Raw genomic sequence first — 24,543 nt, forward strand, 5'->3', positions numbered from 1 at the left:
GGTTCTCCCCGGTCGAACGAGCCCCCGGGCGTGCGCGCCCGGTTAGGTTCGGTGCATGTTCATCGAGACGACGCACGAGGATGCCGCCGAGGGCCCCCTCGCGCAGTGGTACGGCTCCCAGCGCGCGAGCTGGGGCTTCCTCCCCGACTACGCGCGGTGCTTCGCGACGCGCCCCGAGGTCGCGCAGGCCTGGACGACGCTCAACCTGGCGATCCGCGAGGGCATGGACCGGCGGCGGTTCGAGATCGCGACGATCGCGGCCGCCCGGGCCCGGCGCTCGACGTACTGCACCGTCGCGCACGCGTCGTTCCTGCGCGACGTGTGCGGCGACGAGGAGGGCGTGCGCGCGCTCGCCGAGGCACCCGACGGCAGCACGCTCGGCGCGCAGGATGCCGCGGTCGTCGCCTTCGCGACGAAGCTCGCCGTCGACGCGGCCTCCGTCGAGCAGCACGACGTCGACGCGCTGCGGGCCGCTGGCCTGAGCGACGCGGACGTCGCCGACGTCGTGCTCGCCGTCGCGGCGCGGGCGTTCTTCACGACGGTCCTCGACGGGCTCGGGGCCCGGCTCGACGCGGCGACGGCGGCGACCTTCGAACCCGACGTCCTCGCGGCGATGGTCGTCGGCCGGCCCGTCGGCGACCACTGACCGTCCGGCAGGCCTGGGGCGCTCGCGGCCGTCGAGCACGCGACGCGCCGGGCGGCGGTCGGCGCCGATCACCGTGACGAGCAAAGCCCTTCCGGCGGCATCGCGTTGCTAGCGTCGGGCGGTGGCGCCGCACGCCTCGCTGCCGTGGCGCCGTCAGCCTCTGGAAGGGACGCGACCATGCCACGAGCCGCAACGGCATCCCCAGCCGAGCTCGTGCTCGTCCGGCACGCCGAGAGCGTCGGCAACCTCGCCGCGACGGCCGCGAGCGAGAAGGGCCTGGCCCGCCTCGAGCTGCCCTACCGCGACCCCGACACACCGCTGTCCGACAACGGCGTCGCCCAGGCCGAGGCGCTCGGCCGGCACCTCGCGGGCAGGCCGGCCGACGCTCGCCCCGAGGTCGTCCTGGGGTCGCCGTACGTGCGCGCGGCGACGACGATGTCGCTCGCCCTCCGGTCGTGGCCGGAGGCGCCCGTGCCGGTGCACGACGAGCGGCTGCGCGAGCGCGACCTCGGCCTCTTCGACGGCTTCACGGGGCAGGGCATCAAGGACACCTTTCCGGAGGAGGCCGAGCGCCGCGCCGCGATGGGCAAGTTCTACTACCGCCCACCCGGCGGCGAGAGCTGGACCGACGTCGTGCTGCGGGTGCGCAGCCTGCTCACGGACGTGCGCACCGAGCACGCCGACCGGAGGGTGTGGGTGTTCACCCACCAGGCCGTCATCATGGCGTTCCGCTACCTGCTCGAGTCGCTCGGCGAGGAGGAGCTGCTCCGCATCGACGGCGACACCCCGCTCGGCAACTGCTCCGTCACGGTGTACCGGCCGGATGCCGAGGCGCTGCGGCTCGTCGCCTACGGCGAGATGGCACACCTCGAGCCGTCCGGCGCCGAGGAGACCCACGAGGAGCCGCACGCGCCCAGCGACCCGGGTCCGGGCCGTGGCTGACCGGTCGGCCGGGGCGTGTACCGAGGTCACCGCGGACCTCCTGCGCGGGTGGCCGCTGCCCGACCCCGGTGGCGACAAGGAGGCCAAGGGGCGGCTGCTCGTCGTCGGCGGGAGCGTGCGCAACCCCGGCGCCGTCGTCCTCGCCGCCGAGGCGGCGCTGCGCGCGGGGGCGGGCAAGGTGCAGGTCGTCACCGCCGCGGAGACGGCGGTGCACGTCGCGACGGTCGTGCCCGAGTGCCTCGTCGTGGGGGTCGAGACCGCCGCCGGTGAGCTGTCACCGGCCGGCGCCGGCCGCGTCCTCGAGCTCGCGGACGCGGCGGATGCCGTGCTCGCCGGACCGGGGGTCGGCGCACCGTCCGCGGCCGTCGCCCTCCTCGAGGCGGTCGTGCCGCACCTCCGCACGGCGCTCGTGCTCGACGCGCTCGGGACCGCGTACGTGACCGCCCACCCCGACGGCCTGGCCCACCTCGAGGGCCGCGTCCTCGTGACTCCGAACGTCGTCGAGCTGGCCCAGGTGCTCGGTGAGGACGAGCCTGCGGTGGCTCGCGACCCCGTGCGCGCCGCCCGCCGGGCCGCCGAGCGCACGGCGGCCACGGTGCTCGCCGGCACCGACGAGTCGTACGTCGTCGAGCCCGACGGCGTCGCCCGGCGCGTCACGGCCGGCACGCCGGGCCTGGCGGTGGCCGGGTCCGGTGACGTCAAGGCGGGCATCGTGGCGGCCCTGATGGCGCGTGGCGCCGAGCCCGCTCGGGCCGCGGCGTGGGGTGCCTGGGCGCACGGCCGTGCAGGTGAGTACCTGGCGAGCACGATGGGCCCGGTCGGCTTCCTCGCCCGGGAGGTCTCGGCCCGCGTCCCGGCCGAGCTCGCCCTGGCGCGCCCGGGCGGCTGACCGGAGGACCTCCGCCCCGGCCGAGCTCGCTCGGACCCGGCACTGGACCGGGCTCAGGTGCGCCCACCGACAGGCAGTGCGCCCCGACGGCCGAGGGCCCCGTGCTCAGCCCGACCGCTCGCACCGGCGACTGCCTGTCGGTGGAAACGCCGTCGCCCGAGCCCCACGACCGCTCGTGGCCGCACCCACCGCCCGGAGGCGCCTCGTCAGTCGAAGATCGGCAGGGTGAGGGCGTGCCACGTGATGGGCCCGACCCTGCCGTCGACGGGTGGCGAGAACATCTGCTGGAACTCGCGCACCGCCGCCTCGGTGAGCGGGCCGAAGGAGCCGTCGACCGTGAGGTCACCGGGCACGAGGGTCTGCACCGCCTTGACCGCGTCGCCGTGGTCGCCCGGCCGCACCGGGACGACGAGCGAGGGCCAGTCGAGCTGGCCGAGGGTCGTGCTGATGTCGCTCGCCCGCAGAGTCTGCTGAAACGCCTGCACGGCTGCGCCGCTCGCCGGACCGAAGCTGCCGTCGGCGGCGATCGCGGCACCCTGGGCCCGCAGGAGGTACTGGGCCGCGAGCACCCGCCAGTTCGTGTCCTGGGTGGCGCCGCGCCTGACGAGCGGCCACGGTCGTGGCCCCGGGCTCAGCGTGCTGAGGAAGGACCACGTCTGCGGACCGGCGATGCCGTCGACCCCCAGCCCCCACGACCGCTGGAACTCCTCGACCCGGGCCGTCGTGGCCGGCCCGTACGACCCGTCGACGACCAGGGGGTCGACGTCGGGGGACGGGACGAGACCGAACTGCTGGACGGCGCGGACGGCATCCCCGGTCGAACCGGCCCGGGTCGGGACGACGAGCCGGGGCCAGGTCCGCGGTCCGACGACACCGTCCCCCGGCAGCCCCTCGGCGGACTGGAAGGCGGTCACCGCCGCCCGGGTGGCCGGACCGTAGGACCCGTCCGCCGCCACGGCGTGGCCGCGTGAGCGCAGGAGGTACTGGATGCCGGCCACCGCCGACGACTCGGCGCCCGCTCCGACCGTCCTCCAGGGCGTGGTGTTCATGGCGTGCTCCTCGCTCGTCGACCCCGCCGGCGCGGGTCTCCTCGGACAAGAGTGCTCCTCCCGGCCTCCTGATACACCCCGTGCCGATCCACCTCGTGCCGCTCGACCCGCGACGTGGCTGCCCGCCGCGGACGATGGGCGACCCCACCCACGGCTCGGATCTCCCTACCTCAAGTGCGGAAGTGGCCGCTGCAGCAACCACTTCCGCACTCGCGGCGGGATCGCGTGGGCCACGGAGGCGGCGCAAGTTACCCGCGGGTTGGAGAATCTGTGGCGAAGGTGACGCCGCCCCGGCCACTCTGGGGAGGCGAGCAGGCGGTCGACGAGCGTAACGTCGGGGTCCAAGAGCACACCCGCAGGGCGGCTCAGCCGCCCCGCTTCCCGGCAGCGAAGGCAGTCACGGATGAAGATCGTCGTCCTCGTCAAGCACGTTCCCGAACCGAGCGCCGTGTGGGCGTTCGCCGCGGACCACACCCTCGACCGGAGCGGGGTGCCCGGCCGGCTGTCCGAGCTCGACGAGTACGCCGTCGAGCAGGCGGTGCGCCTCGTCGAGGGCGGCCTCGACGCCGAGATCACCTACCTCACCGTCGGCCCCGAGCCCGCGCGGGACGGGCTGCTCAAGGCGCTCGCGATCGGCGGCGACAGGGGCGTGCACGTGCTCGACCCCGCCATCCACGGCTCCGACGCCCTGGCCACCTCCCTCGTGCTCGCCAAGGCGCTCGAGCACCTCGGGTTCGACCTCGTGCTCGCGGGGATGGCCTCGACGGACGCCGAGATGTCGGTCGTCCCCTCGATGGTGGCCGCGCGCCTCGACGTCAACCAGGCCACCTTCGCCGGAGCCCTGTCGGTCGAGGGTGGCACCGTCACCATCACCCGCGAGGGCGACACCGCGACCGAGCAGGTGAGCACCGACCTGCCCGCCGTCGTGTCGATCACCGACCAGACCGACGAGGCCCGCTACCCCGCCTTCCGGGCCATCATGATGGCGAAGAAGAAGCCGGTCGAGACCCTCACGCTCGCGGACCTCGGCGTGGATGCCGCCTCGGTCGGCCTCGCGGCGGCCGCCACCCGCGTCGTCGACGTGGCGCCGGCACCCCCACGAGCGGCAGGCTCGGTCGTCGTCGACGACGGCACCGGAGCGGCCCAGCTCGCCGACTTCCTCGTGTCCCGCGGCGCTCTCTGACCATGCGCCGCACCGCGACCGGGCCGACCCCGGCACCATCCCCGTGGCCGGCAGCGACGACCGCCGCCGTTCCCGTGCCCACCCACCCGTAGGAGTCCACCGTGTCCGAGATCCTCGTCCTCGCCGAGCTCACCCCCACCGGGGTCCGCAAGGCGACCCTCGAGCTGCTCACCCTCGCGCGCCGGCTCGGCGAGCCGGCCGCCCTCGTCTGCGGCGAGGCGACCGACGAGGTCGTCGCCGCGCTCGGGGAGTTCGGCGCGACGAAGGTCTACGCCGTCCCCGCGCCGGAGGTCGCGCAGTTCCTCTCCCTGCCCAAGGCCGAGGCCGTGCTCGCGGTCACCGCCAGGTCGGAGCCGGCCGCCGTGCTCGTGACCTCCGGCCCCGAGGGCAAGGACGTCGCCGCCCGCGTCGCCGTGCGGCTCGACAGCGGACTCGTCACGGATGCCGTCGACGTCGTCGTCGACGGGGGCGTCGTCACGACGACGCAGTCGGTCGTCGCGGGCGCCTTCCACGTGCGCAGCCAGGTGGTGCGCGGCACCCCGGTCATCACGGTCATGCCGAACGCCGTCACCGCCGAGGCCGCACCGGTGCAGCCGAGGGTCGAGGCCGTCGAGGTCGAGTTCAGCGAGCGGGCCAAGGGCGCCGCGGTCACGAGCCGCACGCCGAAGGCCTCGAGCGCCCGCCCCGACCTGGCCGACGCCTCCGTCATCGTCGCCGGCGGTCGCGGCATCGGCTCCGAGGCCGGGCTCGGTGTCATCGAGGCCCTGGCCGACGCCCTCGGTGGAGCCGTCGGCGTCACCCGCGCGGTGAGCGACCTGCACTGGGCTCCCCACGACCTCCAGATCGGCCAGACCGGCAAGACCGTCGCCCCCGCGCTGTACGTCGCCGCGGGCGTGTCCGGGGCGATCCAGCACCGGGCCGGGATGCAGTCGAGCAAGACCATCGTCGCCGTGAACAAGGACCCCAAGGCCCCCATCTTCGCGATCGCCGACTTCGGCGTCGTCGGCGACCTGCACACCGTCCTGCCCGCACTCGTCGACGAGGTCGGCAAGCGCCGGGGCTGAAGCAACCCCCCGCCCGGGGGGAAACGCAAAGGAGCGTGATCGATGGCGACCGTCAAGCTGGTCCTCGGCTTGGGCATGACGATCGTGCTCCTCGGCATCGCAGGCGCCCGCCTGCTCTACCTCTACCGCGTCGGACGGTCCGCGCAGCCGATCGAGCCGGGGCGGGTCGGCCGCACCGGCGACATCGCCCGCGCCGAGGTCGTCGAGGTCGCCGCCCAGCGCAAGCTGCTGCGGTGGACCGCGCCCGGGCTGGCGCACCTCGCCGTCTTCTGGGGTTTCATCGTCCTCGTCCTCACCATCGTCGAGGGGTTCGGCGCCCTCTTCTCACCGACGTTCCACATCCCCGTCATCGGCACCTGGCCCGCCCTCGGCTTCATCGAGGACCTCTTCGCGGTCCTGTGCCTGCTCGCCGTCGTCGCGTTCACGGTCATCCGGCTGCGCGAGTCGCCCAGGGAGCACGGTCGCTCCTCACGGTTCTTCGGGTCGCACCTCGGGGTCGCGTGGTTCACCCTCTTCATGATCGTCAACGTCGTCTGGACGCTGCTGCTCGCCCGTGGCGCGCAGATCAACGTCCAGGACGTCGACGGCACCGACAACCTGCCGTTCCTCGAGGGAGCCTTCGTCTCGCAGTGGATCGCCTCCCTCCTCGAGCCGCTCGGCGAGACCGCCAACGAGGTCATCGAGACGGTCGCCCTCCTCCTCGCCCTCGGCGTCCTCCTCGGGTTCACGGTCTTCGTCACGTACAGCAAGCACCTCCACATCCTGCTCTCGCTGCCGAACGTCGCCCTCGCTCGCCGCCCACGGGCGCTCGGGGCGCTCCTGCCGGTGTACTCGGGCGGGACGGCCGTCGACTTCGAGGACCCGGGCGAGGACGACCTCATGGGGGTCGGGAAGGTCGAGGACTTCACCTGGAAGGGCCTGCTCGACTTCGGGACCTGCACCGAGTGCGGCCGCTGCCAGAGCCAGTGCCCGGCGTGGAACACCGGGAAGCCGCTCTCGCCCAAGCTGCTCATCATGACCCTGCGCGACCACGCGCTCGCCAAGGGCCCGTGGCTCACGGCGGCCGAGGAGGCGCGGGCGGGGCTCGACGACGAGCTACAGGCCCTCGCCTCGGTCCCGCTCGTCGGGGAGACGGGCTACGCCACGGAGTCACCGCTCGCCGCCTACACGCCGCACGGCCCGGATGCCGTCATCGACCAGGACGTGCTGTGGTCGTGCACGACGTGCGGTGCCTGCGTCGAGCAGTGCCCCGTCGACATCGAGCACGTCGACCACATCGTCGACATGCGGCGCTACCAGGTGCTCATGGAGTCGGCCTTCCCCGAGGAGGCCGGCATCATGCTCACGAACCTCGAGCACGCCGCCGACCCCTGGGGCCGGGGCGTGGCCCAGCGCCTCCAGTGGACCGAGCCGCTCGACTTCGACGTCCGGGTGCTCGGCGACGACGGCGGGACGACGATCCCCGACGACGTCGAGTACCTCTACTGGGTCGGGTGCGCCGGAGCCCTCGACGAGGGCGCGCAGCGCACCGCCCGGGCCGTCGCCACGCTGCTCCACGAGGCCGGGGTCGAGTTCATGGTGCTCGGCGACGCCGAGTCCTGCACCGGTGACCCGGCCCGCCGGATGGGCCACGAGTACCTGTTCCAGATGCTCGCGACCCAGAACGTCGAGGTGCTCAACGAGGCCGGCGCGAAGCGGATCGTCGTCACCTGCGCCCACTGCTTCAACACGCTGCGCAACGAGTACCCCCAGGTGGGCGGGCACTACGAGGTCGTCCACCACACGACCCTGCTCTCCCGGCTCGTCGCGGAGCGGCGGCTCGTCCCCGTCGCCCCCGTGGCCAGGTCGGTGACCTACCACGACCCGTGCTACCTCGGGCGGCACAACCGCGTGTTCAGCGCCCCACGGGAGGTGCTCGGGTCCGTCCCCGGCCTCACCCTCACCGAGATGCCGCGCACCCGGGAGCGCTCGTTCTGCTGCGGTGCGGGCGGCGCCCGCATGTGGATGGACGAGGACCTCGGCACCCGGATCAACCTCGACCGCACGGACGAGGCGCTGGCCCTGTCGCCCGACCTCGTCGCCGCCGCGTGCCCCTTCTGCGTCACCATGCTCGGCGACGGCATCGCCCAGCGGCGGATCGAGGGCACGGCCGGCGACGGCGTCGAGGCCGTCGACATCGCCGAGGTGCTCCTGCGCTCGGTCCGCCCCGACCTCGACGAGTCCCCGTCGGCGCCCGCCGACTCCACCCCCGCACCCACGCCACCCCAGTGAGGACCAGATGACCGACACCGCCACGACCGCCCCCGAGTCCGGCCACTTCGGCGGCGCCGGGCTCGACCTGCCGACGCTCACCCTCATGCTCGAGGCGCTCGGCGACTTCGTCGACGCCTCCCTCTCCCCCGACCTCCAGCTCGAGCTCGACCACGAGGACCGCTGCCCCGAGGACATCGTGCGGGCGATGTCGGACCCCATGACGCTCGGCGTCCAGCTCGTCTTCATCCCCGAGCAGTACGGCGGCATGGACGGCGGGGCGTTCGACTCCTACCGGGTGTGCGAGGCGATGGCCCGCAAGGACATCGGGCTCGCGACGGCGGTCTTCGCGACCTTCCTGGGCTCCGACCCGATCGTCGTCGGGGCCACGGAGGAGCAGAAGAAGGAGTGGCTCGGCGCCATCGCCGAGCAGGGCGTCGTCTTCGCGTACGGCGCGACCGAACCGGATGCCGGGTCCGACCTCGGCGCGATGACGACGACCGCGACGCCGGTCACCGATGCCGACGGCACGGTGACGGCCTACCGGATCAACGGACGCAAGCAGTGGATCTCGAACGGCTCCATCGCCGACTACTGCACGATCCTCGCGGCGACCCCCGAGGGGCCGACCTGGTTCGTCGTCGCGAAGGACACCCCGGGCTTCACCGGCGGCCCGCCCGAGGACAAGCACGGCATCCGGCTGTCGAACACGGCCTCGCTGTTCCTCGACGACGTCGAGGTGCCCGCCGGGAACCTCGTCGGCACGCGGGGCGGGCTCGGGCTCGTCCAGGCCCAGCAGGTCTTCGGCTACACCCGCCTCATGGTCGCGGCCTTCGGCCTCGGTGGCGGCTGGGAGGCCCTCGACCGCGCCATCGCGTACTCGCAGCAGCGCGAGCAGGGCGGTGGCCCGCTCAGCGAGAAGCAGGGCTTCACGCACAAGCTCATCGTCCCGCACGCCGTGCGCCTCGAGGCGGCCCGCGCCTTCATGGAGGACACCGCCGACCGACTCGACCGCGGCCTCGGGGACAACGGGGCGATGAACACCGAGGGCGCCATCGCGAAGTACATGGCGACCGAGGCCGGCAACGCCGCCGCCGACGCCGCGATCCAGGCGCACGGCGGCTACGGCTTCACCCGCCCCTACGTCGTCGAGAAGATCCGTCGCGACGTGCGGATCACGACGATCTACGAGGGCACCTCCGAGATCATGGAGATGACCATCGCGCGCGACCGGTGGCAGGCCCACCTGAAGTCACGCGGTCGGCACTACCTCGACCTGGCGAGCGAGCTGAACGCACTGCACGCCCGCAACCCGCAGGTCGGTGCGGGTGCGGCGGCCCTCGCGGCCCAGTCCCTCGCCGTCGTCCTCGACTGCTGCCAGGCGGGGCGGCTCACCCGCAACCAGCACCTGCTGTTCCGCATCGGCGAGCTCGTCGCGACGACGGAGACCGCCCTCGTGTTCGCCCGCGAGGCCGACAAGGCGATGGCGGGCGCTCGGTTCGAGAAGTCGCCCACCCGCTTCGACGGCGAGGCCGTCGCCGCGATGTCCCGGGTCTTCGCCCGCGAGGCGGCGCAGCACGTGGCCGTCGACGGCACCCGCTGGGTCGCCGGCGCGCTGGAACCGGACAGCCCCGTGCTCGCCCGGCTGACCGGCATCCCGACCGATGCCATCCGGGCGGCGCAGGCCGGCCTCGTCGCCGACATGGACCGCGTCTCCGACGTGCTCTACGGGCGCTCCCCGGCCTGACCGCCCCCTCGACCACACCCTCACCACCACCACACCCAGCACACCACCGATTCGGGACACGACCATGACGCACCATGACACCCACCCCGTCGCCATCGTCGGCATGTCGGCGATCATGCCTGACGCGCCCAGCGCAGAAGCGTTCTGGCACAACGTCTCCGGAGGGAAGTACTCGATCTCACCGACGCCGGCCGACCGCTGGGACCAGGCCCTGTACCACAGCGAGGACCGCAGCGCCCCGGACAAGACGTACAGCGTCATCGGCGGGTGGGTCCGCGAGTTCGACTGGGACCCCATCGCGTGGCGCCTGCCGGTGCCCCCGAAGGTCGCCGCCCAGATGGACGAGGGGCAGCGCTGGGCGATCTCGGCCGCGCGGGCGGCGCTCACCGACGCCGGGTGGCCGGCGTGGCCGGTCGACAGCGACCGGGTGGCGGTCATCCTGGGCAACGCCATCGGCGGCGAGAAGCACTACACCTCGAGCATGCGGATCCGGCTGCCGGAGATGCTCCGCCGGCTCGAGGAGTCGGCCACCCTCGCGACCCTGGCACCGGAGACGCGTGAGCGGATCGTCGAGGAGACCCGACGCGGCTACCTCGACGGCACCTTCGAGATCACCGAGGACACGATGCCCGGTGAGCTGGCCAACGTCATCGCCGGTCGGGTCGCGAACCTGTTCAACCTGCGAGGGATGAACTACACGACGGATGCCGCGTGCGCGTCCGGGCTGGCCGCGCTCAACTCCGCCGTCACGGGCCTCCTCGACCACCAGTTCGACGCCGTCGTCACCGGCGGCATCGACCGGAACATGGGCGTGGACGCCTTCGTGAAGTTCTGCAAGATCGGTGCGCTGTCGGCCACCGGGACGCGCCCCTTCGACGCCGGCGCCGACGGCTTCGTCATGGGTGAGGGCGCCGCGCTCTTCGTGCTCAAGCGGCTCGAGGACGCCGAGCGCGACGGGGACCGGGTGTACGCCGTCATCCTCGGCATCGGCGGCTCGTCCGACGGCAAGGGCAAGGGCATCACCGCCCCGAACCCCGTGGGCCAGCGGCTCGCCGTCGAGCGCGCGTGGGAGCGCGCCGGGGCCGACCCGGCCACCGCGGGGGCGGTCGAGGCCCATGGCACGTCCACCCGGGTGGGCGACGCGTCCGAGCTCACCAGCCTCACCGACGTCTTCGGCGCCGCCGGGGCGGCTGCGCGCTCCATCGCCCTCGGCTCGGTGAAGTCGAACATCGGGCACCTCAAGGCCGCGGCGGGCTCCGCGGGGCTGTTCAAGATGGTGCGCTCGCTCCACGAGAAGCAGCTCGCGCCGAGCCTGCACTTCGAGAACCCCAACCCCAACGTCGACTGGGACACCGTCCCGTTCGCCGTCAACACCCACCTGCGTCCCTGGCAGGCACCCACGAACGACGTCCGGCGGGGCGGGGTCAGCGCGTTCGGGTTCGGCGGCACGAACTTCCACGTCGTCGTCGAGGAGCACGTCCCCGGCCGGCACCGCCCACCGGCGCGCAGCTTCGCGTCCGCAGGGATCGGCAGCAGCACGGCCGCTCCCCCTGTCGCCGCTCCCGCCTCCGCCGCGACGGCGGCTCCGGCCAAGGCTCCGCTGCGCGGCGCCCTCGTGCTCGGCGGCCGCGACGACGCCGACCTCGCCGCCCAGGTCCAGGCGGCCCTGGCCCAGGCCCGCGCCGGTGTCACACCGCCGCGCGTCGCGCCCGACCCGGCGCTGGCGACGGCGGCCGTCCGCGCGGCGGTCGACCACACCGACGCGGCCGACCTCGCGCCCAAGCTGGAGCGACTGGCGACGGCCCTCGCGTCCGGCAACGCCGGTGCGTTCCGGTTGCTGCGCCAGCAGGGCGTCTTCGTCGGGCGCGGTCCGGCGCCGCGCGTCGCGTTCCTCTACACCGGGCAGGGGTCCCAGTACGTCAACATGCTCAAGTCCCTCGCCGCGCAGGAGCCCGTCGTCAGGTCGACCTTCGACGAGGCGGACCGGGTGATGACCCCCCTCCTCGGGAGGCCGTTGACCTCCTTCGTCTTCATCGACGGCGACGACCCCGCCGCCGTGAAGACCCTCAACCAGCAGCTCATGCAGACCGAGATCACCCAGCCGGCGGTGCTCGCCACCGACATCGCGCTCACCCGGCTCCTCGCCGCCTACGGCGTCCAGCCCGACATGGTCATGGGCCACAGCCTCGGGGAGTACGGCGCCCTCGTCGCCGCCGGAGCGCTCACCCTCGACAGCGCCCTCGAGGCGGTCAGTGCCCGTGGCCGCGAGATGACCAAGGTCTCCGTCGCCGACAACGGCGCGATGGCCGCGGTGTTCGCCCCGATGGCCGACATCCAGCGCATCGTCGACGCGGCCGACGGCTACGTCGTCGTCGCGAACCTCAACAGCACGAGCCAGGCCGTCGTCGGCGGCGCCACGGATGCCGTCGAGCGGATCATCGAGCGCTTCACCGCCGAGGGGTTCACCGCCACACGCATCCCGGTCAGCCACGCGTTCCACACCTCGATCGTCGCGCCCGCGTCCGGCCCGTTCGTCGACGCGCTGCGCCGGCTCGACCTCCGACCGCCGACCACCCCCGTCGTCGCCAACGTCACCGGCGAGTTCTACCCGGCGGACGCGACGACCGAGACGGTGCTGGACTACGCCGGGCGCCAGATCGCCTCCCCCGTGCAGTTCGTCAAGGGGCTCCAGACGCTGTACTCCGCCGGCGCGCGGGTCTTCGTCGAGGTGGGGCCGAAGAAGGCCCTGCACGGCTTCGTCGAGGACGTCCTCGGCTCCGAGCACGACGACGTCGTCGCGCTCTTCACCAACCACCCGAAGGTCGGAGACGACGTGGCGTTCAACCAGGCCCTGTGCGGTCTCTACGCGGCCGGCATCGGCCTCGACCGGCACGCCACCCCCGAGGTCCCCGTCGGGTCGACCGCCCCCGCGACACCAGCACCAGCGGTACCTGCGGCCCCCGAGGCCCCCGCGACGACCGGCGGGCCGGCGGCGTCCACGGCACCCGGCGCCGTGGCGTCGACCGCCACGCACGGTGCGGCGACGGCCGCGCCGGCGGACGACACGATCCGCGAGCTGGGGCTGCTCTTCGCCGACGTCCTCGAGAAGGGCATGCACCTGTACGCCGGGACGGGCGCGACGGAGCAGTCGCCCGGGTCCGCCGCCACGACGACGAAGACGGCCCCGGCTCACCCCACCACCCCGTCCCCTGCCGTCGAGCCGGTCGTCATCACCGGCGCCGCCCTCGGGCTGCCCGGGACGGAGCAGACCTTCGCCGACGACAACGTCGCCCGGATCCTCGCGGGCCAGAACTTCATCAGCGTGCTCGACGAGGACGCCCGCCACCGGATGGTCGACATGCGGATCACCCGGCTCGTCAAGGACGCGAAGACCGGCGGCGGCAGCTTCGCGACGATCGACGACCCCCAGGACGTCATCAAGCTCGCCGGGGTGCACGCCCCCCTCGACGTCGTCGAGCAGTTCGGCGTCGACAAGGCTCGCGACGAGGCCCTCGACACGACGACCCGGTTGGCGATCGGGGCGGGCTTCGACGCGCTGCGCGACGCCGGCATCCCGCTCGTCATGAGCTACAAGACGACGACCCTCGGCACCCAGCTGCCCGACCGCTGGGGGCTCCCCGAGGCCCTGCGCGACGAGACCGGGGTCATCTTCGCCTCGGCCTTCCCCGGCTACGACCGGTTCGCCGAGGCCGTCGAGGGCTACGCACTCGACCGCGGGCGCCGGGAGGGCCTCCTGGCCGTCGAGGGCCTGCGCGCCCGGATGGCCGAGGACGACCCGGCCCGCGCCGAGGTCGACGCGCTCGCCACCGAGCTCCGCGAGAACCTCGAGCGCGACGGCGGCTACCGGTTCGACCGTCGCTTCCTCTTCCGGGCACTGTCGATGGGCCACTCGCAGTTCGCCGAGATCATCGGGGCGCGCGGCCCGAACACGCAGGTCAACGCCGCGTGCGCGAGCACGACCCAGGCCATCTCGCTCGCCGAGGACTGGATCCGCGCCGGCCGCTGCCGCCGCGTCGTCGTGGTCTCGGCCGACGACGCCACCGGGGAGCACCTGCTGCCGTGGGTCACCGCCGGCTTCCTCGCCTCCGGCGCGGCCGCCACCGACGAGCGCGTCGAGGATGCCGCGACGCCGTTCGACCGGCGTCGGCACGGGATGGTCGTCGGCGCGGGCGCGGCAGCCGTCGTCGTCGAGTCCGCTGAGGCCGCGCGGGAGCGGGGGATCCAGCCGATCGCCGAGGCGCTCGCCACGATCACCGCGAACAGCGCCTTCCACGGCTCGCGCCTCGACGTGCAGCACATCTGCGACGTCATGGAGGCGCTCGTCCGCGAGGCCGAGGGCCGCGGTGTCGACCGCCACGAGATCGCGCCACGCACGATGTTCGTCTCGCACGAGACCTACACCCCGGCTCGCGGCGGCAGCGCCGCCGCCGAGATCAACGCCCTCCGCCGGGTCTTCGGCCCGGCGGCCGGCGAGATCGTCATCACGAACACCAAGGGCTTCACGGGACACGCGATGGGCGCGGGCGTCGAGGACGTCGTCGCGCTCAAGGCGCTCGAGACCGGCATCGTCCCGCCCGTCCCCAACTACCGTGAGGCCGACCCCGACCTCGGCACGCTCAACCTGTCCACCGGCGGGCAGTACCCCGTCGAGTACGCCCTGCGCCTCGCCGCGGGGTTCGGGTCCCAGGTCGCGATGTCGCTCGTGCGGTGGACCCCCGTGCCCGACGGGCGCCGCCGGGCGCCCGACGAGCTCGGCTACGCCTACCGCGTCGTCGACCACGACGCGTGGCAGGGCTGGCTCGACCGGCTCTCCGGGCACCCCGAAAGCCGGCTCGAGGTCGACCACCGGCGGCTGCGCGTCACCGACACCGGCCCCGCGACCATCCCGGTCGCCAGGTCGGGACACGTCCCGGTGCCGTACGCCGACCGGCTGGCCCCGACCCGTGGGTTCACCACGACCCCGGGCGCCCGGACGGCCTCCGCCCCCGCGCCGCAGGTCACCGGCGCCGCTCCGGTCCCGCAGGCGCCCGCGACGGTTCCCGCGGCCTCCGCGGCGCCGTCGGCACCACCGATGGCGCCTGCCGCGCCGGCGGCACCGCCCGCGCCGGCGGCACCCGCGACGCAGCCCTCGGCCGCAGCATCGGCCCCGACGGCGGACTCGGTGCTCGAGACCGTCACCGGCATCGTCGCCGAGATGACCGGCTACCCGGCCGACCTGCTCGACCCGGACCTCGACCTCGAGGCCGACCTCGGCGTCGACACCGTCAAGCAGGCCGAGGTCTTCGCCGCCGTGCGCGCGCGGTGGGACCTCGAGCGCGACGACAACCTGCGGCTGCGGGACTTCCCGACGCTCAACCACGTCGCCGGGTGGGTCCGGGGCAGGCTCGGCGTCGACGCCGGCGGCTCCACGGCATCCGCCGCGGCGGTGCTCGCGCCGTCGCCGCGGCCCTTCGACGAGGGCGCCGAGGTCGTCGCCGACCCGATCCTGGCCACGATCACCCAGATCGTCGCCGAGATGACCGGCTACCCCGCCGACCTGCTCGACCCCGACCTCGACCTCGAGGCCGACCTCGGCGTCGACACCGTCAAGCAGGCCGAGGTCTTCGCCGCCGTGCGCGCCCAGTGGGACCTCGTGAGGGACGACACCCTCCAGCTGCGCGAGTTCCCCACCCTCAACCACGTCGCGGCCTGGGTCCGCGGCCGGCTCGGGGTGGCCGCACCCACCGCAGCCACCGCAGCCACCGCAGCCACGGTCGCTCCGGCCGCCACCCCGGCGGCTGCGCCCGCGGCCGCTCCGGCCATGCCGGCCGGCCAGCCGGCGGGCGACGAGGTCCTCGACACGGTGACGTCGATCGTCGCCGAGATGACCGGCTACCCCGCCGACCTGCTCGACCCCGACCTCGACCTCGAGGCCGACCTCGGCGTCGACACCGTCAAGCAGGCCGAGGTCTTCGCCGCCGTCCGCGCCCGCTGGGACCTCGAGCGCGACGACAGCCTCCAGCTGCGCGAGTTCCCCACCCTCAACCACGTCGCCGCCTGGGTCCGCGGCAAGCTCGGCACCGCCGCACCGGCCGCACCGGCCGCACCGGCGGCACCGGCCGCACCGGCGGCACCGGCCACGTCGGCCGGCCAGCCGGCGGGCGACGAGGTGCTGACCGCGGTGACGTCGATCGTGGCCGAGATGACCGGCTACCCCGCCGACCTGCTCGACCCCGACCTCGACCTCGAGGCCGACCTCGGCGTCGACACCGTCAAGCAGGCCGAGGTCTTCGCCGCCGTCCGCGCCCGCTGGGACCTCGAGCGCGACGACAGCCTCCAGCTGCGCGAGTTCCCCACCCTCAACCACGTCGCCGCCTGGGTCCGCGGCAAGCTCGGCACCGCCGCACCCGCCGCCCCGGCGGCACCGGCGGCACCGGCCGCACCCGCCGCACCGGCCACGTCGGCCGGCCAGCCGGCGGGCGACGAGGTGCTGACCGCGGTGACGTCGATCGTGGCCGAGATGACCGGCTACCCCGCCGACCTGCTCGACCCCGACCTCGACCTCGAGGCCGACCTCGGCGTCGACACCGTCAAGCAGGCCGAGGTCTTCGCCGCCGTCCGCGCCCGCTGGGACCTCGAGCGCGACGACAGCCTCCAGCTGCGCGAGTTCCCCACCCTCAACCACGTCGCCGCCTGGGTCCGCGGCAAGCTCGGCAGCACCGACACCCCCGACGCCGCGTCCGGCACGACGGACGGCCAGGGGGCGCCCGGGGCGGGCGAGCACCACCCCGTCGCCCCCGCCACCGTCACCGGCGACCTCGACGCCGTCGACGCCCTGCCCCGACGCGTCCCCACGCCCTCGCTCCGCCCGCCGGCCGACCGGTGCCTGCCGACCGGCGTGTCCCTCGAGGGCGCCCGCGTCGTCGTCATGCGCGACGAGGGCGGGGTCGGCAACGCCCTCGCCAAGCGGCTCGGCAAGGCCGGCGCGACGACTCTCGTGCTCGACCCCGGCACGTCCACCGACGAGGTCGTCTCGCAGCTCACGGCCTGGACGGCCGAGGGCCCGGTCGACGGCGTCTACTGGCTCGCCGCCCTCGACGACGAGGGTGACGTCACGACCTACGACCTCGCCACCTGGCGCGAGGCGCTGCGCCGCCGGGTCACGGCGCTCCACGCGACGATGCGGCACCTCTGGGCGTCCGACGCCTTCCTCGTGTCGGCCACCCGCCTGGGCGGCTACCACGGCTACACGCCCGCGGGCGCGGCATCCACGCTGGGCGGTGCGGTGACGGGCTTCACGAAGTCGTACAAGAAGGAGCGGCCGGACGCCCTCGTCAAGGCGGTCGACCTGCCGGTGGACCGCCGGACCGCGGCGGTCGCCGACGTGCTCATCGAGGAGACCCTGCTCGACCCCGGCTGCGTCGAGGTCGGCCGGGTCGACGGCCGCCGCTTCGGCATCGCCCTCGTCGAGCAGCCGTTCCCGGCCCGCGCGGCCGGTGACGCCCCGACCGCGGACGGCGGGATGCCGCTGACGTCCGACTCGGTCGTCGTCGTCACCGGTGCCGCCGGCAGCATCGTCGCGGCCATCACCGCCGACCTCGCCCAGGCCTCGGGCGGGTGCTTCCACCTGCTCGACCTCGCCCCGGAGCCGGACCCGGCCGACCCCGACATCGCCGCCTTCCGCACGGACAAGAACGCGCTCAAGGCCACGATCGCGTCCCGGATGAAGGAGCGCGGCGAGAAGCCGACCCCCGTCGCCATCGACCGCGAGCTGGCCCACATCGAGCGCCTCGAGGCCGCGCTCACGGGCGTGGAGGCCGTCGAGGCGGCCGGCGGGACGGCCTACTACTACTCCGTCGACCTCACCGACGCGGAGGCCGTCGGCTCCGTGATGAGCCGCGTGCGCGAACGCAGCGGGCACGTCGACGTGCTCCTGCACGCCGCCGGTGTCGAGATCAGCCGGAGCCTGCCCGACAAGGAGCCCCGCGAGTTCGAGCTCGTCCTCGACGTCAAGGCGACCGGGTGGTTCAACGTCTGGCAGGCCCTGCGCGACACCGACATCGGGGCGGTCGTCGTCTTCTCGTCGGTCGCCGGCCGCTTCGGCAACGCCGGCCAGACCGACTACGCCGCGGCCAACGACCTGCTCTGCAAGACGGTCTCCCACCTGCGGACCAGCCGGCCGACGACCCGGGCCATCGCCCTGGACTGGACGGCCTGGGGCGGCATCGGGATGGCGACCCGCGGCTCCATCCCGAAGATCATGGAGATGGCGGGCGTGCAGATGCTCCCGCCGGAGGCCGGGGTCGCGTGGATCCGGCGCGAGCTGACGTCCTCGGACTTCTCCGGGGAGGTCGTCGTCGCCGGCGCGCTCGGCCTCATGGCGGGCGAGCAGCACGAGCACGGCGGTGTCGCCCCGGGCGCGCTGACCGACGGCGGCTCGTGGGGACCGATGGTCGGTGACGTCACGCTGAGCACGACCGACGGCGTCGTCGCACGGGTGACCCTCGACCCGAGCGAGCAGGCCTTCCTCGACGACCACCGGATCGACGGCACCCCCGTCCTCCCGGGCGTCATGGGGATGGAGGCCTTCGCCGAGGTCGCGGCGGTCGTCGCCCCACCCGGATGCCGGGTCGCGGCGGTCGAGGACGTCTCGTTCCTCGCGCCCGTCAAGTTCTACCGCGACGAGCCACGGACCCTCACCGTCTCGGTCGTGACCGGGCCCGACCCCGACGGGGGTGACGACCTCGTCTCCCGGTGCACCCTGACCGCCGAGCGCTCGCTCCCCGGCCACGACGCCCCGGTGCGCTCGACGCACTTCACCGGCCGGGTGCGCCTCACCACCGCCCCCGCCGAGCAGGAGCGCAGCGGGCTCGACCGCTCTCAGCACGACCCCGCCCTCGAGGCGGAGCAGGTCTACCGGTTCTACTTCCACGGGCCGGCGTACCAGGTCGTCGAGGCGGCCTGGCGCGACGGTGACGGGGCGACGGCACGGCTCCCCGAGTCGCTGCCCGACGACCGCTCACCCGATAGCGCCCCGCTCACCCTCGCGCCACGGCTCGTCGAGCTGTGCTTCCAGACCGCGGGACTCTGGGAGGCGGCCCGCGACGACCGTCTCGCCCTGCCGCTCGGTGTCGCGAGCGCGCGGGTCGTGCTCGACCCGGCCGAGGCCTCGGGGCGCCTCGTGGCCCACGCCGAGGCGTGCGACGGCCGGGTCGACGCCGTCGTCGTCGACGACGACGGGCGGGTCGTGGTCCGGCTCGACGGGTACACGACCGTGCCCCTGACCGCGGTCCCGGACGACGTCCGCGGCGCGCTGCGCACCGCGTTCGGCTCGGAGTCGTCGCAGTGAGGAGCGGGCGCCGGCTGGCCGTCGTCGACCGGGGCGAGCCCGCCGTCCGGGTGCTCACCACCGCGGCGGCGACGACCGACCCGGCCACCGGCGAGCCGCTGCGCACCGTCGCGGTGAGCACGGTGCCCCGCTCCGCCGCCTGGTGGGCGCGCGAGGCCGGCGAGACGCTCGTCGTCGACACGCACGAGGGCGACGTCGTTCCCGCGGGCGAGCTCGGCGCCACCCTCGTCGCGGCGGGTGCCGACGCGGTGTGGCTCGGGCTCGTGCCGTGCGCCGACCGGGCCCAGCTCGCCGAGGAGTGCGAGCGGGCCGGCATCCTCGTCATCGGCCCGGACGCGACGACGATCCGCTCCTTCTGCGACCCCGCCCGCCTGGCCGCGCTCGGCTCGGCCGCCGGCGTCCCCGTCCACGGGGGCGGCACGTTCCCCGAGCAGGCCCGACGCCTCGAGGTCGACGTCCTGCGCGACGCCGCCGGGACGGTCTGGGCCCTCGGCCTGCGCGAGGTGACCGTCCTGCGGGACACCTGGGCCATCCTGAGCGAGCTGCCCGCGACGGGGATCCCCGACGCGACGGTGGACGCGATGGAGGCGGCGGCCCGGGCGCTCGTCGAGCACGCCGGGTACCGGGGCAGTGCCCTCGTGCACTTCGCGCTGGGGCCCGACGGCTCCTTCGCGGTGACGAGCGTCGACACCGACGGGCGGGCCACCCACACCGGCGTGGAGGAGCGCACGGGCGCCGGCATCCTCGGCATCCGCCTGCGGGTCGCGCTCGGCGAGGCCCTGCCCCCCACCCCGCCGCACGGGGAGGGGTGCACCGTCGAGGCCCGCCTGCTCGCGCACGACCCCGACCGCGGCTACGCCCCGACGGGGGGTCGGGTCGAGGTCCTCTCGCTCCCGGTGGGCACGGGGGTCCGGGTCGACTCGGGCCTGCGGGTGGGGGACGTCGTCGACGCCCGGCTCGACCCGGTCGTCGCGACGGTGACGTCGTGGGGCCGGGACCGGGCCCAGGCGATCGCGCGACTGCGCCGTGCGCTCGAGCGCACGAGTGTCGTGCTCTCCGGCGGGGCCACGAACCGCACCGGGCTCATCGCGATGCTCGGTGCGCCCGCCGTCCTCGACGGCCCACCCCACCCCGACTGGTACGCCGAGCAGCTCGCCTCGGGCGGGCTCGTGCCCGAGGCCGACCCGGTCGCCGTGGTGGCGGCAGCCATCGAGGTGTACGACGCCGACCTCGCGCTCGCCCAGCGCTCCTTCCGGGCCAGTGCCGAGCGCGGCCGTCCCGAGCACCCGGAGCGCGTCGGGGTGGCGATCGACCTCGCGTACCGCGGGGGCCGCCACCGCCTGCGGGTGGACCGCACCGCGCCCGACCGCTACCGCGTCCACGACGGCGTCCGGCTCGACGTCCTCGTCGACGTCCTGAGCCGGTTCGAGCGACGCCTCCTCGTCGCGGGCCGGACGCGCCGGGTCGTCGCGGTCACCTCGGACGACGCGATCCGCCTCGAGATCGACGGCGTCGCGCACACCGTCACCCGTGAGGACGGGGTGGTCGTGCGCGCCCCGGCCCCCGCGCTCGTCTGCTCGCTGCTCGTGGCGGTCGGGGACCGGGTCACCGCCGGCCAGCCCGTGGCGACCCTCGAGTCGATGAAGATGACGAGCACGCTCAGCGCTCCCCTCACCGGCACCGTGACGTCCCTCCCGGTGCTGCCGAACCAGCAGGTCGAGCAGGGCGACCCGTTGATGCGGGTCAAGTCGGCCGAGACCTCGCGCCTGCTGCCGGTCCTGCCCACGACCGATGGTGGGCCCGACGTCGACCTCGCCACGCTCCTCGAGGAGGGTGACGCGCCACCGTCGGCCGACGTCTTCGACGACCTCACGGCCTACCTGCTCGGCTTCGACCTCGACCCGGCGGCGGTCAAGGCGCTGCGCACCGCCTACCGGAGCCGAGTGGCGGCCAGCGACCCGGGCGACCCGCAGCTCCTCGCGCGCGAGGACGCCTTCCTCGACCTCTTCGCCGACATCGGCTCCCTCTACCGCCCGCGGACCGAGGCGGAGTCGCTCGGCGACGCCGACGAGGTGGATCAGGGCAGCACGCAGGAGTACGTCCTGGAGTTCCTGAGGTGGCTCGACGCAGACCGCGTCGGGCTGCCGTCGCGCTTCCGGCAGCGCCTCGAGCGGGTGCTGTCCCGGTACGGGGTCGACGACCTCGCCGACCGTGCCCGCCTCGAGCGGGCGACCTTCTGGCTGTTCCGTGCGTTCTCGAGGGTCCCCGAGCTCGCCGACCTCGTCACCGAGCTCCTGGGACGCCGGCTCCAGAACGCCAACGACCTCCTGGGACGGGCCACCGCCGCGGACCGGGTGCGGCTCGAGCGGCTCGTCCGGGCGACCCAGGGGCGGCAGCCCGCCGTGGCGGACGCCGCGCGGGACGTCGTCTACCACTGGTTCGACGAGCCCGTGCTCAGCCGGGTGGTCGCCGAGACCGAGGCCGAGATGCGCGACCACCTCGCCGAGCTCGCCGCCGACCCCACGGGGATCGAGCGCGCCGACCGCATCGGCAGGCTCGTGTGGTGCCCGCAGCCGATGCGCTCGATGCTGCTCGGGGCCTGGCTCGGCGCCCGGGACGACGGGGGCGCCGGGGCGTCGCCCGACGGCACCGCCGGCGTGACGGACCGGGGGACCGCGTTCCGCCGGGCCCTGCTCGAGACCTACCTGCGCCGCTTCTACCGGATGCGCGACCTGCACGGGCTCGACTTCGACACCCGGGACGGCCTCGACCTCGCGTACGCGCGCTACGAGCTCGACGGCCTCCTCGTGCACGTCGTCGCCGGGTACCTCCCGATCGACGACCTCACGAAGGCGTCCCGCGCCGTCGCCCGCCACCTCGCCGAGCACGCGGGCGAGCGCGACGTCGTCGTCGACCTCGTCGTCTGGCGCCAGGGCGCCCGCCAGGACATCGACGTGACCGCTGCCGAGGCCGCCGGCCTCCTCGAGGAGTGCGAGTTCGGACGGGCACTGCACCGGCTCGACCTCACGATCACCTCCCTCGAGGGCGGCGGGCCGGAGCGCGACCGCACCCAGCACGTGACGTTCCGCAGCCGTCCCGACGGCGCCGGCTTTGTCGAGGACACGATCTACCGCAACCTCCATCCGATGCTCGGGAAGCGCCTCGACCTGTGGCGGCTGTCGAACTTCGAGCTCACGCGGCTGCCGTCCCCGGAGGACGTCTACGTCTTCGACGGCGTCGCCAAGGACAACCCGCGCGACCACCGGCTCTTCGCGCTGGCCGAGGTCCGCGACCTCACCCCGGTGCGCGACCCCGCGACGGGGCGGGTGTCCTACCCCCGTCTCGGGCGGAGCGGGCTCGCGGCCCTCGCCGCGATGCGCAGCGCGATGGCCCGCTACCCCTCGCGGGAGCGACCCGCGGCGAACCGCCTCGTCGTGTGGGTCCGACCCACGTGGCACATCCCGCGGGAGGAGTGGCGCGACCTCGCGATGACGTACGAGGGGCTGGCCCGCGGGGCGAGCCTGGAGAAGGTCGTCCTGCACGTCACGATCCCCGAGACCGACCGCCACGGCCGCCGCGTCTTCGAGGACCGGATCGTCGTGCTCGAGGGGCTCGGCGCCGGGGGTCCGACGATCCGGATGCGCCACCCCGGGCCCAACCCGGTGCGCACCCTCACGCCGTACGCCCAGAAGGTGCTCACCGCGAGCCGCTTCGGCACCCCGTACCCCTACGAGATCGTGCGGATGCTGACCCCCGCCGAGGGCGACGCCTCGCCCTTCCCGCCGGGCAGCTTCGAGGAGCTCGACCTCGGCGTGGGCGACGAGCTCGTCCCCGTCGACCGCGAGCCCGGGGGCAACACGGCCCACGTCGTCGTCGGTCTGCTCACCAACCGCACGGCCGTGCACCCCGACGGGATGACGAGGGTGGCGATCCTCGCGGACCCGACGCAGGGCCTGGGCAACCTCGCCGAGCCGGAGTGCCGGCGGGTCAACGCCGCCCTCGCCCTGGCCCTGGAACGGGGCATCCCCGTCGAGTGGTACGCCGTGTCGTCGGGTGCGCTCATCGCCATGGACTCGGGCACCGAGAACATGGACTGGATCGCGCTCACCCTCCGCCGGCTCATCGAGTACACGCAGGCCGGCGGCGAGGTCAACATCGTCATCACGGGGATCACCGTCGGCGGCCAGCCGTACTGGAACGCCGAGGCGACGATGCTCATGCACACCAAGGGCATCCTCGTCATGACGCCGGCCAGCACGATGGTCCTCACCGGCAAGCAGGCGCTCGACTTCTCCGGCGCGGTGTCGGCGGACGACAACCAGGGCATCGGCGGCTTCGACCGGGTCATGGGCCCGAACGGGCAGGCCCAGTACTGGGCGCCGAGCTTCCCGGAGGCCTGCGCCCTGCTGCTGCGCCACTACGACTTCACGTACGTCGTGCCCGGTGAGCGGTTCCCCCGGCGTCGGCCGACCGCCGACCCGGTCGACCGCGACGTCCGCACCTCCCCGCACGCCGCCCTGCCCGAGTCACGGTTCACGACGGTCGGTGACGTCTTCGACGCCGCCACCAACCCCGAGCGCAAGCTCCCGTTCGACATGCGCTCGGTGATGCGCGCCGTCGCCGATGCCGACGTCGAGCCCCTCGAGCGCTGGCGGGCCTGGCAGGACGCCGACACGGCGGTCGTCTGGGACGGCACGGTGGGCGGCATCCCCGTGTGCCTCATCGGCATCGAGTCGCACACGGTGCAGCGCAAGGGTTTCGTCCCGTCGTACGGGCCACCGACGTGGACGTCCGGCACCCTGTTCCCGCAGTCCTCGCGCAAGCTGGCGCGGGCCGTCAACGCCGCGAGCGGCAACCGTCCCCTCGTCGTGCTCGCCAACCTGTCCGGGTTCGACGGGTCACCGGAGTCGATGCGCAACTGGCAGCTCGAGTACGGCGCCGAGATCGGCCGTGCGGTGACGAACTTCGACGGACCCATCGTCTTCGTCGTCGTCTCCCGCTACCACGGCGGGGCGTTCGTCGTGTTCTCCAAGGCCCTCACCGACAGCATGGAGATCGCCGCTGTCGAGGGGTCGTTCGCCTCCGTCATCGGGGGGGCGCCGGCCGCGGCCACGGTGTTCGCGCGCGAGGTGAAGCGTCGGGTCGAGCAGGACCCACGGGTTGCGGGCGCCCGGGCGGATGCCGCCTCGGCGAGCGGTCCCGGGGCGGCCGCCCTGAGGGCTCGCGCGGCCCGGGTCGTCGAGGAGGTCCGGTCGCAGAAGCTGCACGACGTCGCCGACGAGTTCGACGCCATCCACACGATCGAGCGGGCGTTGCGCGTCGGCTCGGTCGACCGGATCATCCCGGCGTCGACACTGCGCCCCTACGTCGTCGACGCGCTCGAGCGGGGGATGGCGCGAACCGCCGGTCGCCAGCCCGGGTGAC

10 protein-coding genes are annotated in these 24,543 nt (G+C 74.3%); 9 read left to right on the forward strand and 1 reads right to left on the reverse strand.

The genetic code is table 11. The features are described 5' to 3' along the window. Window positions 1-55: 55 nt before the first annotated feature. From ABD899_RS01480 to ABD899_RS01490, 3 genes are all read left to right on the forward strand, one after another. Window positions 56-646 carry a peroxidase-related enzyme gene (locus tag ABD899_RS01480; protein ID WP_345201490.1) on the forward strand — a complete coding sequence of 197 codons (591 nt, stop codon included), beginning with the start codon at window positions 56-58 and terminating at the stop codon, window positions 644-646. A gap of 177 nt (window positions 647-823) precedes the next feature. Further along, window positions 824-1,588: a histidine phosphatase family protein gene (locus ABD899_RS01485; protein WP_345201493.1), complete on the forward strand. Its 765-nt coding sequence runs from the start codon at window positions 824-826 to the stop codon at window positions 1,586-1,588. Beyond that, window positions 1,581-2,477 carry an NAD(P)H-hydrate dehydratase gene (locus tag ABD899_RS01490; protein ID WP_345201496.1) on the forward strand — a complete coding sequence of 299 codons (897 nt, stop codon included), beginning with the start codon at window positions 1,581-1,583 and terminating at the stop codon, window positions 2,475-2,477. Before ABD899_RS01485 ends, ABD899_RS01490 begins: the two co-directional genes overlap by 8 nt. A gap of 206 nt (window positions 2,478-2,683) precedes the next feature. Here the strand turns inward: ABD899_RS01490 and ABD899_RS01495 are convergent, their stop codons facing one another. Continuing rightward, window positions 2,684-3,526 (reverse strand): peptidoglycan-binding domain-containing protein, encoded by an 843-nt coding sequence (locus tag ABD899_RS01495; protein WP_345201498.1) that lies wholly within the window; start codon window positions 3,524-3,526, stop codon window positions 2,684-2,686. 403 nt (window positions 3,527-3,929) lie between these two features. On the opposite strand from ABD899_RS01495, the gene ABD899_RS01500 reads away from it, so the two are divergent. The 6 genes from ABD899_RS01500 to ABD899_RS01525 all read left to right on the forward strand — a co-directional run bounded on the left by ABD899_RS01500 (window position 3,930) and on the right by ABD899_RS01525 (window position 24,542). Continuing rightward, window positions 3,930-4,709, forward strand: a complete 780-nt coding sequence (locus ABD899_RS01500) for an electron transfer flavoprotein subunit beta/FixA family protein (RefSeq protein ID WP_345201501.1) — start codon at window positions 3,930-3,932, stop codon at window positions 4,707-4,709. Window positions 4,710-4,810: 101 nt separating this feature from the next. Continuing rightward, window positions 4,811-5,773, forward strand: coding sequence for an electron transfer flavoprotein subunit alpha/FixB family protein (locus tag ABD899_RS01505; protein ID WP_345201504.1), 963 nt, complete (start codon window positions 4,811-4,813; stop codon window positions 5,771-5,773). 42 nt (window positions 5,774-5,815) lie between these two features. Further along, window positions 5,816-8,044 (forward strand): (Fe-S)-binding protein, encoded by a 2,229-nt coding sequence (locus tag ABD899_RS01510; RefSeq protein WP_345201506.1) that lies wholly within the window; start codon window positions 5,816-5,818, stop codon window positions 8,042-8,044. Between the two features lie 7 nt (window positions 8,045-8,051). Further along, window positions 8,052-9,770: an acyl-CoA dehydrogenase family protein gene (locus tag ABD899_RS01515; RefSeq protein ID WP_345201509.1), complete on the forward strand. Its 1,719-nt coding sequence runs from the start codon at window positions 8,052-8,054 to the stop codon at window positions 9,768-9,770. A gap of 64 nt (window positions 9,771-9,834) precedes the next feature. Beyond that, entirely contained in the window at window positions 9,835-19,119 is a 9,285-nt protein-coding gene (locus tag ABD899_RS01520; RefSeq protein WP_345201512.1) for an SDR family NAD(P)-dependent oxidoreductase, read from the forward strand. Beyond that, window positions 19,116-24,542, forward strand: a complete 5,427-nt coding sequence (locus tag ABD899_RS01525; RefSeq protein WP_345201514.1) for a carboxyl transferase domain-containing protein — start codon at window positions 19,116-19,118, stop codon at window positions 24,540-24,542. Before ABD899_RS01520 ends, ABD899_RS01525 begins: the two co-directional genes overlap by 4 nt. The last annotated feature ends 1 nt before the right edge of the window (window position 24,543 follow it).

Origin of the sequence: Fodinibacter luteus, from assembly GCF_039541575.1 — a bacterium.
In the GTDB taxonomy this organism is placed as follows: Bacteria; Actinomycetota; Actinomycetes; order Actinomycetales; family Dermatophilaceae; genus Fodinibacter; species Fodinibacter luteus.

Bases quoted from the DNA above. Each gene is read 5' to 3' on its own strand.
- ABD899_RS01480 (WP_345201490.1), top strand. From the start codon at position 56: ATGTTCATCGAGACGACGCACGAGGATGCCGCCGAGGGCCCCCTCGCG.
- ABD899_RS01485 (WP_345201493.1), top strand. From the start codon at position 824: ATGCCACGAGCCGCAACGGCATCCCCAGCCGAGCTCGTGCTCGTCCGG.
- ABD899_RS01495 (WP_345201498.1), bottom strand. From the start codon at position 3,526: ATGAACACCACGCCCTGGAGGACGGTCGGAGCGGGCGCCGAGTCGTCG.
- ABD899_RS01500 (WP_345201501.1), top strand. From the start codon at position 3,930: ATGAAGATCGTCGTCCTCGTCAAGCACGTTCCCGAACCGAGCGCCGTG.
- ABD899_RS01510 (WP_345201506.1), top strand. From the start codon at position 5,816: ATGGCGACCGTCAAGCTGGTCCTCGGCTTGGGCATGACGATCGTGCTC.
- ABD899_RS01515 (WP_345201509.1), top strand. From the start codon at position 8,052: ATGACCGACACCGCCACGACCGCCCCCGAGTCCGGCCACTTCGGCGGC.
- ABD899_RS01520 (WP_345201512.1), top strand. From the start codon at position 9,835: ATGACGCACCATGACACCCACCCCGTCGCCATCGTCGGCATGTCGGCG.